Origin of the sequence: Paenibacillus sp. FSL R5-0701 (assembly GCF_037973995.1) — a bacterium.
Classification (GTDB): domain Bacteria; phylum Bacillota; class Bacilli; order Paenibacillales; family Paenibacillaceae; genus Paenibacillus.
In genome coordinates, this window is the sequence record NZ_CP150230.1 from 2,103,312 (window position 1) to 2,119,116 (window position 15,805).

General features: G+C 46.1%; 14 protein-coding genes, 1 tRNA gene and 1 pseudogene. 15 read left to right on the forward strand and 1 reads right to left on the reverse strand.

Annotated features, from left to right (window positions below):
• Positions 1-287 precede the first annotated feature (287 nt).
• From MKZ13_RS09880 to MKZ13_RS09930, 11 genes are all read left to right on the forward strand, one after another.
• Positions 288-635 (forward strand): cupin domain-containing protein, encoded by a 348-nt coding sequence (locus tag MKZ13_RS09880; protein ID WP_339183674.1) that lies wholly within the window; start codon positions 288-290, stop codon positions 633-635.
• Positions 636-678: 43 nt separating this feature from the next.
• Positions 679-2,499 carry an ATP-binding protein gene (locus MKZ13_RS09885; protein ID WP_339183676.1) on the forward strand — a complete coding sequence of 607 codons (1,821 nt, stop codon included), beginning with the start codon at positions 679-681 and terminating at the stop codon, positions 2,497-2,499.
• Between the two features lie 116 nt (positions 2,500-2,615).
• Entirely contained in the window at positions 2,616-3,344 is a 729-nt protein-coding gene (locus MKZ13_RS09890) for a response regulator transcription factor (RefSeq protein ID WP_036609823.1), read from the forward strand.
• A 152-nt stretch (positions 3,345-3,496) separates the two neighbouring features.
• Positions 3,497-4,678 carry a methyl-accepting chemotaxis protein gene (locus MKZ13_RS09895; protein ID WP_339183678.1) on the forward strand — a complete coding sequence of 394 codons (1,182 nt, stop codon included), beginning with the start codon at positions 3,497-3,499 and terminating at the stop codon, positions 4,676-4,678.
• Between the two features lie 229 nt (positions 4,679-4,907).
• Positions 4,908-5,663: a phosphate ABC transporter ATP-binding protein PstB gene (gene pstB / locus MKZ13_RS09900; RefSeq protein ID WP_036609821.1), complete on the forward strand. Its 756-nt coding sequence runs from the start codon at positions 4,908-4,910 to the stop codon at positions 5,661-5,663.
• A 63-nt stretch (positions 5,664-5,726) separates the two neighbouring features.
• Positions 5,727-6,386, forward strand: coding sequence for a phosphate signaling complex protein PhoU (gene phoU / locus MKZ13_RS09905; protein WP_101313351.1), 660 nt, complete (start codon positions 5,727-5,729; stop codon positions 6,384-6,386).
• Positions 6,387-6,621: 235 nt separating this feature from the next.
• Positions 6,622-9,276 carry a DNA polymerase I gene (polA, locus tag MKZ13_RS09910; RefSeq protein ID WP_339183681.1) on the forward strand — a complete coding sequence of 885 codons (2,655 nt, stop codon included), beginning with the start codon at positions 6,622-6,624 and terminating at the stop codon, positions 9,274-9,276.
• A 118-nt stretch (positions 9,277-9,394) separates the two neighbouring features.
• Positions 9,395-10,222 carry a DNA-formamidopyrimidine glycosylase gene (gene mutM / locus MKZ13_RS09915; protein ID WP_036669994.1) on the forward strand — a complete coding sequence of 276 codons (828 nt, stop codon included), beginning with the start codon at positions 9,395-9,397 and terminating at the stop codon, positions 10,220-10,222.
• A gap of 100 nt (positions 10,223-10,322) precedes the next feature.
• Complete coding sequence (locus MKZ13_RS09920) at positions 10,323-11,138, forward strand: MntP/YtaF family protein (RefSeq protein ID WP_339185374.1); 816 nt, start codon at positions 10,323-10,325, stop codon at positions 11,136-11,138.
• Between the two features lie 9 nt (positions 11,139-11,147).
• Complete coding sequence (coaE, locus tag MKZ13_RS09925; protein ID WP_339183683.1) at positions 11,148-11,744, forward strand: dephospho-CoA kinase; 597 nt, start codon at positions 11,148-11,150, stop codon at positions 11,742-11,744.
• On the forward strand, positions 11,741-12,304 hold the full coding sequence (locus tag MKZ13_RS09930) for a lytic transglycosylase domain-containing protein (protein WP_062833563.1): 564 nt from the start codon (positions 11,741-11,743) through the stop codon (positions 12,302-12,304). The genes coaE and MKZ13_RS09930 overlap by 4 nt, the downstream gene beginning before the upstream one ends.
• An 82-nt stretch (positions 12,305-12,386) precedes the next feature.
• Here the strand turns inward: MKZ13_RS09930 and MKZ13_RS09935 are convergent, their stop codons facing one another.
• On the reverse strand, positions 12,387-12,608 hold the full coding sequence (locus MKZ13_RS09935; protein WP_017689472.1) for an alpha/beta-type small acid-soluble spore protein: 222 nt from the start codon (positions 12,606-12,608) through the stop codon (positions 12,387-12,389).
• A 115-nt stretch (positions 12,609-12,723) separates the two neighbouring features.
• Between MKZ13_RS09935 and nrdR the strand changes: the two genes are divergently transcribed.
• The 4 genes and pseudogenes from nrdR to MKZ13_RS09955 all read left to right on the forward strand — a co-directional run bounded on the left by nrdR (position 12,724) and on the right by MKZ13_RS09955 (position 15,736).
• Positions 12,724-13,191, forward strand: a complete 468-nt coding sequence (nrdR, locus tag MKZ13_RS09940) for a transcriptional regulator NrdR (protein WP_036609807.1) — start codon at positions 12,724-12,726, stop codon at positions 13,189-13,191.
• A 185-nt stretch (positions 13,192-13,376) separates the two neighbouring features.
• Positions 13,377-13,449 (forward strand) — tRNA-Ala (locus MKZ13_RS09945).
• Positions 13,450-13,638: 189 nt separating this feature from the next.
• On the forward strand, positions 13,639-14,451 hold the full coding sequence (locus tag MKZ13_RS09950; protein ID WP_339183686.1) for a bacterial surface protein: 813 nt from the start codon (positions 13,639-13,641) through the stop codon (positions 14,449-14,451).
• A gap of 329 nt (positions 14,452-14,780) precedes the next feature.
• A pseudogene (locus MKZ13_RS09955) lies at positions 14,781-15,736 on the forward strand (IS30 family transposase).
• The last annotated feature ends 69 nt before the right edge of the window (positions 15,737-15,805 follow it).

The following is a 15,805-nucleotide window of genomic DNA, read 5'->3' on the forward strand; positions in this document are numbered from 1 at the left end:
AGAACGTTTAGACTCAGGATAGGATTGATGATATAGAGAGGCGCATCGCTTTCAGCATGGCTGAGCGGTGCGCCTTTTTGATATCAGGTGAATATGTATGTCAAAGATGCGGTTTAGCACCTGTTTACAAAAGTCGGCATCTCTGTTGATACAACTATGATATTTTATTATTAGCCTTGTCTGACTGCAGTCGAATAGCGTATTGCACAGTGCTGACTGAAAAGATTGGGAGTCCCCTATTCTGTGATATGATAGATTGAGCAATTATACTCGGAGGGACAAGTCATATGAAAATGAGCAAACAGAATGCAGCACATTATATATGGGGTGCACAGTGCGATGGTTGGCACCTTGTTCAAAACGAAAAATTGAGCATCATTCATGAGAGAATGCCCGCAGGAACGGCTGAAATACGACATGTTCATTCAGTAAGCCGTCAGTTTTTTTTCATCCTCAGCGGTGAAGCGTGTATGGAACTTAATGGAGAGACGTTTGTTCTGGAAACCCATGAAGGAATAGAGATTGCACCCGGAATGCCGCATCAGATGATGAATCGGAGCAACGAGGAAGTGGAGTTTCTCGTAATTTCCAATCCAGGTACCCGTGGGGACCGAATTGAACTGGATTCAATGTAGAGCAATTCATAAGATATTAATCTGATCATAAAGGAAGAGATAGATGAGACCGTTCCGAATTCGCCTTGCCATCATTATGATGGTGCTAATCGGCGTATCCGTCATTGTGGCTGGATATACGATGGGCAGAGTGTTTAAGACTACGCATATAGCCGCATTGGAGCAAACCATGGTGCGCGAGATTAATTTGCTCAAAGCAACTTTTCCATTCCATGATGCAAGTGATCCAACCTCGGAAGCCACACGAAAGTATTATTCAGATCGGGCGTTGGAACTGGATCGTCTGACGGATTCCCGGGTAACCTTCATCAATAAAGACGGCATGGTCATTGGGGATTCCGAGAGTGATCCGGCATCCATGGATAATCACTTGAACCGTGAGGAGATTAAGGGTGCCGTCGGAGATGGATACGGCCAATCCATACGTTACAGTGAGACATTGGGACAAGACATGCTGTATGTAGCACTACCTGTGAATTCGGATCAAAGTGACATGATTGAAATCCCTAGCGGCAAATTTGATGGCTACATTCGTCTATCCATGAGTCTACAGGCTGTGGATCAAGGGCTTCAGCGTGGTTGGATGATTATGTTTGCTGCACTTGGACTATTGTTCCTAATTGTCGCGTTTGTCAGTTATCGGGTTGCACGCGGATTAACCTCCCCGATTGAGCATATTACAAAAGTGGCCCATCGGATCACCAAACTGGAATACGATGCCAGAGTTGATGTAACGCGTAGAGATGAGATCGGACAACTGGGGCTTGCCATAAACGGAATGGCAGACAGCTTGCAGTCACAGCTGAAGACGATTCGTGACAATGAAGCGTTGTTACAGAGTGTCCTCGCGAACATGACCGGAGGAATTGTCATGATCGACGCAGGGCAATCCATTGCACTGGTCAATCGGGAAGCGGAGCGTATGCTTGGTATTCAGGCAGGAAAGGTTACGAGTAAGCCTTATACTGAATTGAAAAGACACTACGAATTAACACGTACCATCGAAGAGAGTGTTGCACTGAAAGAACGGATGCATGAAGAAGTGAGTGTGTTCAACCCGGAGGAAAAACTGATCCGTATTGATGGAGTACCGATGTCTGAAGATGATGGTGGGTATCGGGGCATGTTGTTCCTGTTGCAGGACGTGACAGCGATTCGCCGATTGGAGTCAATGCGCAGTGAGTTTGTTGCAAATGTCTCTCATGAGCTCAAGACACCAGTTGCTGCAGTCAAAGGGTTTGCCGAAACGCTGCTTAGCGGCGGGGTACAGGATAAGGAGACAGAGAGATCATTCCTGAAAATCATCTATGATGAAGGAGATCGACTTAACCGATTAATCGGGGATATTCTGGAGTTATCCAAAATTGAATCGAAACGCGCACCGTTGCAATGCTCACCTGTCCATGTACACTCTTTCTTCGAAATGGTGCTGGGCACCTTGTCCAAGGTGGCGGAGAAAAAGCAGATTCGTCTGGAAATGCATGTTCCGGAGGAACTGTACATTGAAGCAGATGAGGACAAGATGAAGCAGATATTCATCAATCTGTTATCCAACGGAATCAACTATACCCCCGATGGTGGACGAGTGAAGTTACAGGTGACGATGGATAACGATGATGAAGTTGTCTTTGCGGTGTCAGATACAGGCATTGGCATACCGAAAAAAGATTTGCCGCGAATCTTCGAACGGTTCTATCGTGTTGATAAAGGCAGATCCCGTAATTCAGGGGGCACAGGCCTTGGACTTTCCATCGTTAAACATCTGGTGGAATTGCATCATGGCAAATTGTCTGTAGAGAGTGAACTGGGCATGGGGACAACGTTCCGTGTTATCCTTCCATTCATTCAAGACGAAGAGATGTAGGCGTCTGGTATCAAAATGTAAAAAGTATGTATTGTTTTACACCGCGTTAACAAATTAGTGCTATGATAGAAAAAGTGTTGTGGCAACAGACAACCTATGAAGAGAGAAGGGGTATCATGGCACAGCGTTTGCTAGTTATTGAAGATGAACCTACATTATCAAGATTACTCACGTATAACCTGACACAGGAAGGTTACGACGTTACAGCAGAGGATCACGGATCTGCAGGATATGATCGGGCCTTGTCCCAGGAATTTGATCTCATTTTGCTGGATTTGATGCTTCCGGGCATGAATGGTCTGGACATTCTGAGCAAGTTAAGAATACAGGGTGTTAGTACACCTGTTATCATTCTGACGGCCAAGAACGGTGAAGCCGAGGTTGTACAGGGACTGAAATCGGGTGCCGATGATTATATTACCAAACCGTTTGGTGTATCGGAGTTATTAGCCCGAGTGGATGCGGTATTAAGACGTTATTCCAATGGCGAAGATTTACCACAGCTTGAGGACAAAGATGGCTCACGAATTATTCTGGGAGAGCTGGAGATTTATCCTCTGAAATATGAAGTCACACTGGGTGGACAATCCATCAGTCTGCGTCCAAAAGAGTTCGAAGTACTGCTATATTTGGCCAAAAAGCCGGGTGTGGTACTGACAAGGGATGATCTGATGAACGCTGTGTGGGGCTTCGATTATATCGGAGGTCAACGAACCGTGGATGTTCACGTCAGCTCATTACGTAAAAAGCTGGAGCTGGACCCGGAATCGGTTCACATTGATTCGATTCGTGGTGTAGGTTATAAATTGGTTGTCAAAAGAAAAACTCCCCATCATTCAAGTTAGCAATGATCGGGGAGTTTTATTTTACGTTCATTTAACATAAAGGAAGATTTTTCTTTACGTAGAGGGAGTAGCATGGACTTATCTGAGTGATACTTTATACCTACATCATCCACCTCAAGACGGAGCTATTACGTAAAGGAGATTGCGCATTTATGCCCATGTTGCTCGAAGTGAAACCTGACCAGCCTCTAGTTGTTTTACATAATATAGAATTAACTACACCCGAACAGCAGCATCATGAAGGAACGGTGGTTGCTGAAGAACCTGTAATCCATTTGCATGACTATTATCGTCAGGTACCTGTCGCCGGAGTCCATACCACATGTGGAGAAGCTGCCACGATGATGAATCAGGATCAGGAACACCCCTGTATTGTACTGTGTGATGAGCAGATGAAACCCACTGGATTGTTAATGCGAGAGACGTTATATCGGATGTTAAATGGCCGTTTTGCCGCAGATCTATTCTACCGTAAGCCGGTCATACAAGTAGTGAATACATCTCCGGTTATAGCAGATATTCATATGGAAGCCTCAACGATTATTGATATCGCTCTTGGACGGAATGAACAGCATTTTTACGATTGTCTGCTGGTTACGGAACAAGGCAAACTGCTTGGTGTGCTGACGATGCGTGACGTAATGTCGCTCTCCCGCAGATTGCAACAGGCTTCTTCGGCAGAACGTGTACGTACAGTAACCGAGAGCAGACAGGAGATATCGAGAATCAACGATGCGGTCACCAAGCTGGTGAATGCAGCGAATCAGACCGTTCATGAGGCCCGTGAGATCATGGCATTGTCCAAGCAGGGTGAAGAGAGTTTGAAACACGTTGATGCTTCCTATAACCGTGTACATCAGCATATGGAGAGTCAAGGACAACATGCAGATCACATGCTGAATTCGATCAAAACAGGTTCAGGCATGGCACAATCCATTCGCTCCCTGGCAGATCAAAGTGGTCTCCTCGCCCTGAATGCTTCCATCGAAGCAGCTCATGCCGGGGAATATGGACGTGGTTTTCAGATTGTTGCAGGCGAGATTCGAGCGCTCGCGAAACAGACCCGTGAGGTTGCGGGGAACATATCTTCATTGCTAGAGAATATTGGTGGATTGACCCTTCAGACTGTTGAACTGGTTAAGGCAAGCGGAGCGGAGATTGACGACAGTTCGGTGCATGTCACCGCAGGGGGAGCAACGTTCCGACAACTGAACAGTGCGGTGAGAGATTTGTCTCGTATAGCAGAAGAAATCGCCATGGAAGGCGGGAAAGCTGGAGAAGTTGCAGAGCACATTCGTACGAAGCTGGAAGAGATGGTTTCGAATGGAGAGTAAACTATAAGGTAGTCAATAAAGCAGGCATCAGCAATCAGATTGATCCATTAAGCAGATCATGAAGGTTAAGGATGTCTTTTTTACATTCCGTTAACATGAAAGTGATACTGTTTTTACAATGAAAGGGTAGGATATTAAAGATGGCCGAGCAGCGATGAAAGATTATCAGTATCGGTCTCAACGTAAAGGGAGTTTCCGTGTCCCTGCAGCGAAGGAGAAGTGAACATCCATGAAGGACCTCATTCACATTGAAAATCTTAATTTATATTATGATACGCATCACGCGCTTAAAAATATATCGATGGATCTGCCGGAAAAAACCGTTACTGCGTTCATCGGGCCGTCAGGTTGTGGTAAATCGACATTGCTTCGCACGTTAAACCGGATGAATGACATGATTCCGGGTGTTCGTGTGGAAGGACAGGTTATGCTGAATGGCTCTGACATTTACAGTAATGAGATTGAAGTGGAGACACTGCGCAAACGAGTTGGCATGGTGTTCCAACAACCGAATCCTTTTCCAAAATCCATATACGATAACGTGGCTTATGGACCGCGCTTGCACGGGGTAACCCAAAAGGCTGAACTGGATCAGTTGGTGGAACAAAGTCTTGTCCATGCTGCCCTATGGGATGAAGTGAAGGATGTATTGAAAAAGTCGGCACTTAGTCTGTCTGGCGGACAACAACAGCGTCTCTGTATTGCACGGGCGCTGGCTGTACAGCCAGACGTTCTGCTGATGGATGAAGCAACGTCTGCCCTCGACCCGATCTCCACATTGAAGATTGAGGAACTGGTGAAGGAATTGCATCACAAGTACACAATCGTTATGGTTACCCACAATATGCACCAGGCGGCACGGGTATCTGGACGCACGGTATTTTTCCTGAATGGTGAAGTGGTGGAGGCAGCTGATACGGAGACGTTATTCTCCACACCGCAAGATTCCCGGACCGAGGATTATATATCTGGAAGGTTCGGTTAAGCGAGCTGAATTGGAATGATCCCGGCATACCCGGAGATGATGGATAAGGAGGACATGAAATCTATGATTCGCAGAAAAGAATTTGATCAGGAGCTTGAAGAGCTGCGTACCTTGCTCAAACAAATGGGTGAACATGTAGGAGCAGCATTGGATGGTGCCATTGAGAGTTTACAAACGATGAACGCGGAGAAAGCTCAGGTCATCATCAAGAATGATGCGAATCTGAATGCCCTTGAAGACAAAATTATGGAACTTGGCTCCAAACTGATCATCACACAACAGCCGGTGGCAAAGGATCTCAGACGTATTATCGTGGCATTCAAAATCTCCAGTGATCTGGAGCGTATGGGAGATCTTGCGCTCGACGTGGCGAAGGTGACACTCCGGATGGATGGACAGAAGCTGATTAAACCGCTGGTGGATATCCCGCAAATGGCAGAAATCGTGAAATCCATGGTCGATGAATCCATCGAATCTTTCCTGAAAGAAAACACAGACCTGGCCTATAAAATGGCTCAAACGGACGATCAGGTGGACCAACTGTATAGCCACATGATCAGTGATCTCTACACGTTAATGACGGAGCATCCTAATCAGGCTTCACAGGCTATGCTGCTGATGATGGTTGGACGTTACATTGAACGGATTGGCGACCATGCAACCAACATTGGTGAGAGCACGGTGTACCTGGTGACAGGTAAACGTCCGGATCTGAATCAATAGAAGAGTATTGCTTTGGAATTGGGGAATCAGTACTGATTAAGTAATACAATCATATGAATGGAAAAGGACATTCTCTCAGGTAGGCTGTGTACAGCTGTCTGCGGAGAAGGTTCTTTTTTTGCAATTAAAAATGAAGTGAAAAAAGGCTATTCTTTTTGATGTGACAGGTGGGTATGGTATCATGAGAGTAGATGTAATTTGAAGAGGTTGACCATATAATACGCGAGGTGCTGGAATGGACAAGTTTATTCTCATAGATGGAAATAGCATTATTTACAGGGCGTTTTTTGCAATGCCGCCTCTGACCAACTCGAAAGGTCTGCATACCAATGCGGTATATGGCTTCACCACGATGCTGCTGAGACTGCTTGAAGAGCATAAGCCTACACATGTCATGGTTGCATTTGATGCAGGCAAAATCACGTTCCGCCACGAAGGGTATCAGGAATACAAGGGCGGACGGGAGAAAACACCGCCAGAGTTGTCAGAGCAATTCCCTTTGCTCAAAGAGCTGCTGAAAGGACTTGGCATTGCTCAGTTTGAACTGGCTGGATTTGAAGCGGATGATATCATTGGAACGTTAACCAAACGCGCAGATGAAGCGGGCAGACAGGTGCTGGTTGTATCGGGTGACAAAGATATGCTGCAGCTTGCTTCCGAACATGTACATATCGGGCTGACGCGTAAAGGGGTAACCGATATTGAGCTGTATGATCCTGCTCAGATTAAAGAGCGTTATGGTCTGACGCCGCTGCAAATCATTGATCTCAAGGGTCTGATGGGCGATGCGTCCGATAATATTCCGGGTATTCCCGGGGTTGGAGAGAAGACAGCGTTGAAGCTGCTGCACCAGTTCGGATCGGTAGAAGATGTGCTGAACGGCACAAGTGAACTGAAGGGCAAGATGAAAGAGAAGATTGAGGCACACGCCGAAGATGCCCGGATGAGCAAACAACTTGCGACGATTCACAGGGAAGTTCCGCTGGAGCAGACGTGGGAGGATATGCAATTCGCGGGATTAAAAGAAGAACATGCTGGCCCTGCACTAGCTAAGCTGGAATTCAAATCTCTGCTCGAACGCCTGTCGTTCAGTGGCAGTATTGGTTCTGAGCAGGAAGCGGTTCCTGCTGCCGAAGTTGAAACCTCCATTGCAACAGAGGACAACATCAGTGAGCTGTTCAGTTCACTGGATTCCATTGATGTACTCCACGTGGAGACACATGGGGATAACCCTCACCAAGCGAAATTGATTGGACTAGCTCTAGGTTCTGCTGGAACATATACGTTCATATCTCCCGAATTGCTTCATTCCGATGCTGCGGCTCCAGTGCGGGAATGGCTCGGTAATTCAGACCAGCCGAAGCGCGGGTATGATCTTCATCGTGTAGACTTGGCCCTCCATGCGCATGGCATTGAATTCGCTGGCGCGTCATTCGATGTACAGCTGGCGGCGTATTTACTTGATCCAACAGAGTCCAACCAGACGATTAGTGGACTCACGACCAAGTATGGTCTGCCGTCCCTCGTAGAGGATGACACAGTCATGGGCAAAGGCGCCAAGTACAAGGTGCCGGAAGTGGAGATCTTGGGCGATTTCCTGTGCCGCAAAGCTGCTGCAGTCGCAGCCATTATCCCACTTCAGGAGCAGGTGCTTGAAACCGATGAGATGAATTCGCTGTTCCATGAACTGGAGATGCCGTTGTCACGCATATTGGCAGACATGGAGAAACAGGGCATCAAGGCCAATACAGCCGATCTGCAGACTTTGGGCAGTGAGTTTGAAGAACAGATCAGCAGATTGATGGCTGAGATCTACAAGCTGTCAGGAACGGAATTTAATCTGAATTCACCGAAGCAACTGGGTGAGATTTTATTTGATAGACTGGGCTTGCCGGTGGTGAAGAAAACAAAAACGGGTTATTCCACAGATGCGGAAGTATTGGAGAAATTGGCTCCTTATAATGATGTGGTCAAGCATATTCTGCAATATCGTCAGCTTGCCAAGCTGCAATCCACTTATGTGGAAGGATTGCTCAAAGAGATATCCAATCGGGATGGCAAGGTGCATACGTATTATCGTCAGACCATTGCTGCAACAGGACGACTGAGCAGTCAATTCCCGAACTTGCAGAACATTCCGATTCGGATGGAGGAAGGTCGCAAAATCCGGAAGGTATTTGTTCCTTCCGAGCCAGGATGGTCCATTTTGGCAGCAGACTATTCCCAGATTGAACTGCGTGTACTGGCACACATTTCGGACGATGAGCGCTTGAAGGAAGCATTTGTCAATGATATGGATATTCATACAAAGACCGCTTCGGATGTATTTGGCGTGAAGCCTGAGGATGTGGATGGGGATATGCGTCGTTCCGCCAAGGCGGTTAACTTTGGTATCGTATATGGAATAAGTGATTATGGTTTATCACAGAACCTGCACATCACACGTAAAGAGGCCGCGCAGTTTATTGATCAGTATTTTGAAGTATTCCAGGGTGTGCGCCGATATATGGATGATATTGTGAAGGAAGCTCGCCAGGATGGTTACGTTAAAACGTTATTGGAACGTCGTCGCTACCTGCCAGAGATTAATGCCAGTAACTTCAACCTGCGTTCTTTCGCAGAGCGTACGGCGATGAATACACCGATTCAGGGAACAGCGGCAGATATCATCAAGCTGGCCATGGTACAGATGGATGAAGCGCTGCGAGAACGCAAGTTGAAGAGCCGTATGTTGCTTCAGGTGCACGATGAACTTGTATTCGAAGTGCCTACGGATGAATTGGAACTGATGAAAGAGTTAGTCCCTTCTGTTATGGAAAAAGCATTGGAACTGTCGGTTCCGCTGAAAGCAGAAGTCAGCTTTGGTGATAACTGGTACGAAGCGAAATAAATCAAGCACTGCGCGGTTTTTCCGGTATTTTACAAAAGGTCTTTCCATGTTTGTGATATAAGAAAAGGGTCCCGCTGAGCGCCATCTTCCGTTATAATATAGGGGAGGTGAGAACATCATGCCGGAATTACCGGAAGTCGAAACAGTCAGAAGAACATTGAATCAACTTATTGTGGGCAAAACGATTGATCATGTTACCGTTAGCTTGCCGCGGATTATTCAGCGGCCGGACGACATAGATGCATTTGCAATGGAACTCGCGGGACATACCGTCATTGGGGTGGAGCGCCGCGGCAAGTTTTTGCGTATTTTGCTGGACGGGCTGGTGCTTGTCTCCCATCTGCGGATGGAAGGAAGGTACGGTGTGTATGAGCAGCATGAAGATGTGGAGAAACACACACATGTGATCTTCCATTTTAATGATGGTACGGAATTGCGTTATAAGGACGTGCGTCAGTTTGGTACGATGCATCTGTTTAATGCAGGTGAGGAACTGGTGTCCAAACCTTTGCTGAAGCTGGGACTGGAGCCGCTTGATCCAGCCTTTACGGTAACTGCATTCCGCGAGGCGGTTGGCAAGCGTACAACCAAAATCAAGGCTGTACTTTTAAATCAGGCATATGTGGTCGGTATCGGGAATATTTATGTGGACGAGGCTCTATTTCGCGCAGGTATCCATCCCGAGACCATTGCCAAGACACTGACCGAAGCTCAGTTAACGGTGCTCCATGAAGCGATTGTGGCTACGTTGCAAGATGCAGTGAATGCAGGTGGATCTTCCATCAAGTCCTATGTGAATGGACAGGGTGAGATGGGGATGTTCCAGCATCAACTGAAAATCTATGGACGCAAATCAGAACCTTGTACAACTTGTGGTACGTTAATTGAAAAAACGGTGGTTGGTGGCCGTGGCACGCATTTTTGTCCAAACTGTCAGCTGCTGTAACATGAACTGAATGAACGAAATGATGAAATCATAGCACCCTTGGATTCCTCCCTCCATATACTGATATGGCAGAAATAAGCGGGCGTATACCCATACTGGCATCTTCAGTTGGCATGAGTACCGCACAGAGGAGGAGTCCGGGGTGCTGCATCATTTTATTTCATTGCTGGCGCTTGCTTTGGCGCTTAGTTTAGATGGTTTTGGAGTCGGGATTACATATGGGTTACGGAGGACTAAGATTCCCCTGTTATCTATCGCTGTTATTTCGATCTGTTCGGGATTGGTTATTGCCTTGTCGATGCAAGTAGGTGTGTTGTTGTCCCATGTGGTGTCACCGGATATTGCTTCGATCGTGGGAGCCGTTATATTGATAGGTATTGGTGCATGGTCACTGTTGCAACTTATTCGAAAGCAAGGCAAAGAACAGCTGGAAACAGACACTAGAACGAGTGGGGAAACAGAAGCAACGGTAACTGGGGTGGGAGAAGCACAAGATAGACTGTCGGATTCAAAGGGCAGGAATCAGGTGCTCGCACTGGATTTGGAGCAGTCGGCTTCAAGTGGATCACTGGAACGAATGGTATTTACATTGGAGCTGCGCAAGCTGGGGGTCGTCATTCAGATTCTTCGCAGTCCCTCCAAGGCGGATATGGATAACTCGGGAAGTATATCTGCCCAAGAAGCGATGTGGCTTGGTATTGCCTTGTCTCTGGATGCGTTTGGGGCAGGTTTGGGGGCGGCACTTCTGGGATTCCCTACACTATGGACAGCACTCATTATTGCACTGTTTAGTGGGGCGTTTCTGTCACTCGGCATGAAGGTTGGCCTACGATTCTCAGCTCTGCGCTGGATGCGAAGACTGTCTGTATTGCCAGCGCTATTGTTAATGATTATGGGAATAATGAAGTTGTTATGAGGTGAAACGATGAATATAGGCTTAACCGGCGGGATCGCGACAGGCAAAAGCAGTGTTTCCGCCTATCTCGCCAGTAAGGGAGCGTTGCTCATCGATGCAGACGTTATTGCCCGGGAAGTTATGATGCCCGGGCATCCCGTGTTGGCCGCCGCTGTTAAGCGGTTCGGACAAGCCATACTGAACGAAGATGGAACACTGGATCGGAAAAAGCTTGGAAGTATTGTTTTTCAACAACCCGAGGAACGAAAGGCACTGGAGGCTATGACACACCCGGCAATCCGAAGAGAGATGCGCGAACGGGCTGCTGCATACGAACTGCAACATCCGGATAAACTTGTGGTGTCTGATATTCCTTTGCTCTACGAATCAGGTCTGGAGGACGGTTTCGAGGAAGTCATGGTTGTATATGTCCCGAGATTGGTGCAACGAGATCGCTTGATGAGTCGGGATGGAATGACTGCAGCACAGGCTGAGGCTCGAATGGATGTACAGATGGATATTGAGCGCAAAAAACAGCTGGCAGACATTGTAATCGATAACAGCGGCTTATGGTCTGCGACGGAGCAGCAAATTGACTCATATCTACAGCATAAGGGTTTGTTATGAAAATATTGCGTAAGAAACGTGTACTGCTGTTGATGTTTGTGTCCTTTGTACTGGTGTTATTTCTGAATACAAACTGGATGGCATGGTTCTATCCCATACATTATAAGGAAGAGATCCGTGCCCAATCTCAGAGTTATGAGGTTGATCCGTTTCTGATTGCTTCCATTATCAAGGTGGAGACCAATTTCAAGACAAGCAAGGAATCCAAACGAGGCGCCATCGGGCTCATGCAACTGATGCCGGATACGGCCAACTGGATACTGGAACAAGCCAAAATTCCCGACACTTCGCTGGAGGAATTGAAGCACGAGCCTGAACGAAATATTCAATTAGGCACATGGTATCTGCGGAATCTATCCGATCAATTCGATGGCAATGAAGCAGTTATGATCGCTGCCTATAATGCGGGTCCAGGCAAAGTGAACAGTTGGCTTAGAGATGGTGTATGGGATGGCTCGTTCGATACAGTGAAAGATATTCCGTTTGGTGAGACGCGTCACTATGTACAAAGAGTCATTTACTATTATAATCAGTATGTAAAGATCTATAATACGTTCTAAGTATATAAGTAGAAGCACAGAGCAGGCCGGTTGTTCACCGGCCGCTCCATGCTCCTCTGTGTAGCGTATTACGATGCAGATATTATTGGTATTGACCTGCCAATTGCTGTTCTGCAATTGTTACCAGACGCTTCGTGATGTATCCACCGATCGAACCGTTCTCGTAAGAAGTCATGTTACCTTGGTATCCGTCTTGTGGGATGCTGATTCCGAGTTCTTGAGCAACTTCATATTTCATTTGCTCGAGTGCTGCGGAAGCTTTAGTTACCACCAGGTTGTTGGAGTTACCATTGCTTTGTGCCATTGCTGTTCACCTCCTCGCGGGTTGGTAAAAGTATTATGTGTCGGCAATGCATTTTTCATTACAAAATCAAGACAGGGAATATGTGGTAAAAGTAAAACGTGGGAAGTGATCTGAGTTGAAGTGTCCTTATTGCGGTTATATGGGTACCAAAGTGCTTGATTCGCGTCCGGCCAACGAAGCAAAATCCATTCGTCGTCGCCGTGAGTGTGAGCAGTGTGCCCGAAGATTTACAACGTTTGAGATGATTGAGGAGACTCCACTGATCGTCATTAAGAAAGATGGCAGCCGGGAAGAGTTTAGCCGGGACAAGATTCTCCGCGGGCTTATTCGTGCCTGTGAGAAACGTCCAGTCTCCGTAGAGACCCTGGAGATGATGGTATCTGAAGTAGAGAAATCTCTGCGCAATACAGCTGATGCTGAAGTGGAGAGTCGCCAGATTGGTGAGCTATTGATGGAACAGTTGTTTCCAGTCGATGAAGTGGCGTATGTCCGTTTTGCTTCGGTATACCGCCAGTTCAAAGATATCAATATGTTCATGAAAGAACTGAAATCCCTGTTGTCCAAAGACGATCTGGAGGATTAGTGAAGTGGGGATAGGGAGAAGAGCAGTCTGGAGTTCCAGTCCGTGTGTACCAGAGAAATCGGTTGTTCTTCTCCAATCACTTTGGATCTTGAGAAAGTGATTGACAGCGAAAGCTGGATTTTATATGATATAGGAGTCGCCTGTGGAACGTAGCAGTGTTGGACAAGTTATCTATTTCATATCCTGGGGCCTTAGCTCAGCTGGGAGAGCGCATCGCTGGCAGCGATGAGGTCAGGGGTTCGATCCCCCTAGGCTCCATAATCAAGAACGCCATCACGTCATGTGATGGCGTTTTTTTGATGTGAAAATAGGGACTATCACTTAGTAAAGGTATAAGGATCGGATATTATTCAATAACTCTTATGTTTATTAAAAATAACAGACTATATGTATACCCTTGTTTAATATATAATTGATTAATAACATACACTGAGGAGATGAAAGTTAGTGAAGAACTGGAAGAAGAAGATAGGATTGAGTAGCCTGATTGTAATTATGGCTATAACATTTTTTGGATTTCAAAAAGAAGCTTTGGCCGCTACTGTTGGAAGTAGCCAATTAAAACAGGCCGAAGCTGGGTGGAGTCGAATTGTTGACAGAAATCCCCTAATCACCTACACAGGAACATGGACAAAGTATGATAACACTTTGTATAGTACAGGCTCTGCATCCGCTGCATTGACAAATGAGGCAACGGCTTCTTTTTGGTTTAAGGGAGATAAACTAAGAGTAATTGGATCAAGAAATATGAATAAATCTAAAGTTATGAAAATTCAGATTGATGAAACTACATATTTATTTTCTGCTTATGGAAATGCCCAAACTGATACGCTTTTATTCCAAAAAACTGGATTAGATAATAAAGATCATCAAGTAACGTTGATATATCAAAAAGAAGACTCAACGGATTTTGTTCTGAGCGCAATCGATATTAGTAGTAGTGGAGCGTTAATTCCGGCTCCTACACCAGAACCAACTCCAGAACCAACTCCAGAACCAGAACCAGAACAACCAAACGGTGGTCGTGCTATTTTGGTGGTTACGATGGATACTGGCCTTGAGAAGGAGTTCGATCTGAGTATGGAAGAGGTCAAAAGTTTTATTGCCTGGTATGAGAACAAACAAGCTGGAAGTGGTACAGCTTCCTATGCTATTGATAAACATGATAACAATAAGGGGCCGTTCAAGAGTCGTAAAAATTATGTGATTTTTAATAAGATCTTAAACTTTGAAGTGAGTGAGTATAATACAGCCCAATAAACATCTTTTTTATTATTACTTGAATAACAATCGTGGAGGAGCGCATCGCTCGCAGCGATGAGGTCAGGGGTTCGATCCCCCTAGGCTTCATAGTCAAGAACGCCATCACGTCATGTGATGGCGTTTTTTTGTTGTGTTAACGAACCACGATACTCCGTAAACTCTTGAACTTATTTCAAGAGAAGGAGCGAAGATACTAATATTCTTTTTTAAATTGACGGATTGTAATATGAAGTGCGACACCCTACTGAAATAAAAAAATGGCTCACAGCCTGATTCGTGTAGAATGAAAGTTACCACACCAGCATTCACACAAGGAGAATCAGTCCATGAGTTATTCACATCTTAGCATAATCGAACGCAGCAAGCTAGAAATCCTCCACAGACAAGGCAAAAGCTCAAGAGCTATTGCAAAAGAACTGGGGAGACATTCGTCCACGATTTGCCGCGAACTAGATCGTGCTAATTCATCGTATCCCTATCAGCAGAACACGCTCAGAACGCTTATGAGAAGCGTCGTCAATCCTCTGTTTCTTCAGGTAAATGGTCAAGCACCTTAGCTGCTTCACTGGAGGAAAAACTGAAGGCAACGTGGTCTCCGGAACAGATCAATCAACGCTTCCGTACCGAAGGCTTGCAAGCAGTATCCTTCAAAACGATCTATCGCTGGATCTACGCAGGTCGACTGGTTCAAGGCACGTTACAGGTTCTTCGGCACAAAGGAAAGCGTCAGAAACCCGCAGAAACTCGCGGTAAATTTGCCATTGGCAGATCCATTTCGGATCGTCCCCAAGAGGTTCGTTCTCGTGAAACGTTTGGGCACTGGGAACTGGATACCGTCGTATCTAGTCGTGGGAAAAGTAAAGGATGCATAGCCACGCTCATTGAACGCAAAACCCGTCTATATACCGCCATTCTCATGCCTGATCGCACTGCTCTGTCTATGGAAATTGCGCTTGGTGTAGCCATCTCACAGTATCCCACAGGCACTTTCCTCACAGCCACGGCTGACCGGGGAAAGGAGTTTGCATGCTATGCCAATCTGGAAACAAGCCATGACCTGCACGTTTATTTTGCTGATCCATATTCGTCTTGGCAACGCGGTTCCAATGAGAATGCGAATGGATTGCTTCGAGAGTTTTTCCCGAAAGGCACCGATCTCGCTCAAGTCGAGGATGAAGATCTTGCCAGTTCACTAGATCTAATAAACCACAGACCACGAAAATGCTTGGGTTGGAGAACCGCTCACGAATCTTTCACAGAGGAACTGTCGCACTTGGTTTGACAATCTGTCAATTCTTAAAGTAAATCTAGAATTAAGACAGAGTTAAGTTGAGTAATAGGGTGGTATCCA

What these genes read in the sequence shown, in the direction of transcription:
- MKZ13_RS09880 (WP_339183674.1), top strand. Translation starts at nt 288, where the DNA reads ATGAAAATGAGCAAACAGAATGCAGCACATTATATATGGGGTGCACAG.
- MKZ13_RS09885 (WP_339183676.1), top strand. Translation starts at nt 679, where the DNA reads ATGAGACCGTTCCGAATTCGCCTTGCCATCATTATGATGGTGCTAATC.
- MKZ13_RS09890 (WP_036609823.1), top strand. Translation starts at nt 2,616, where the DNA reads ATGGCACAGCGTTTGCTAGTTATTGAAGATGAACCTACATTATCAAGA.
- MKZ13_RS09895 (WP_339183678.1), top strand. Translation starts at nt 3,497, where the DNA reads ATGCCCATGTTGCTCGAAGTGAAACCTGACCAGCCTCTAGTTGTTTTA.
- pstB (WP_036609821.1), top strand. Translation starts at nt 4,908, where the DNA reads ATGAAGGACCTCATTCACATTGAAAATCTTAATTTATATTATGATACG.
- phoU (WP_101313351.1), top strand. Translation starts at nt 5,727, where the DNA reads ATGATTCGCAGAAAAGAATTTGATCAGGAGCTTGAAGAGCTGCGTACC.
- polA (WP_339183681.1), top strand. Translation starts at nt 6,622, where the DNA reads ATGGACAAGTTTATTCTCATAGATGGAAATAGCATTATTTACAGGGCG.
- mutM (WP_036669994.1), top strand. Translation starts at nt 9,395, where the DNA reads ATGCCGGAATTACCGGAAGTCGAAACAGTCAGAAGAACATTGAATCAA.
- coaE (WP_339183683.1), top strand. Translation starts at nt 11,148, where the DNA reads ATGAATATAGGCTTAACCGGCGGGATCGCGACAGGCAAAAGCAGTGTT.
- MKZ13_RS09930 (WP_062833563.1), top strand. Translation starts at nt 11,741, where the DNA reads ATGAAAATATTGCGTAAGAAACGTGTACTGCTGTTGATGTTTGTGTCC.
- MKZ13_RS09935 (WP_017689472.1), bottom strand. Translation starts at nt 12,608, where the DNA reads ATGGCACAAAGCAATGGTAACTCCAACAACCTGGTGGTAACTAAAGCT.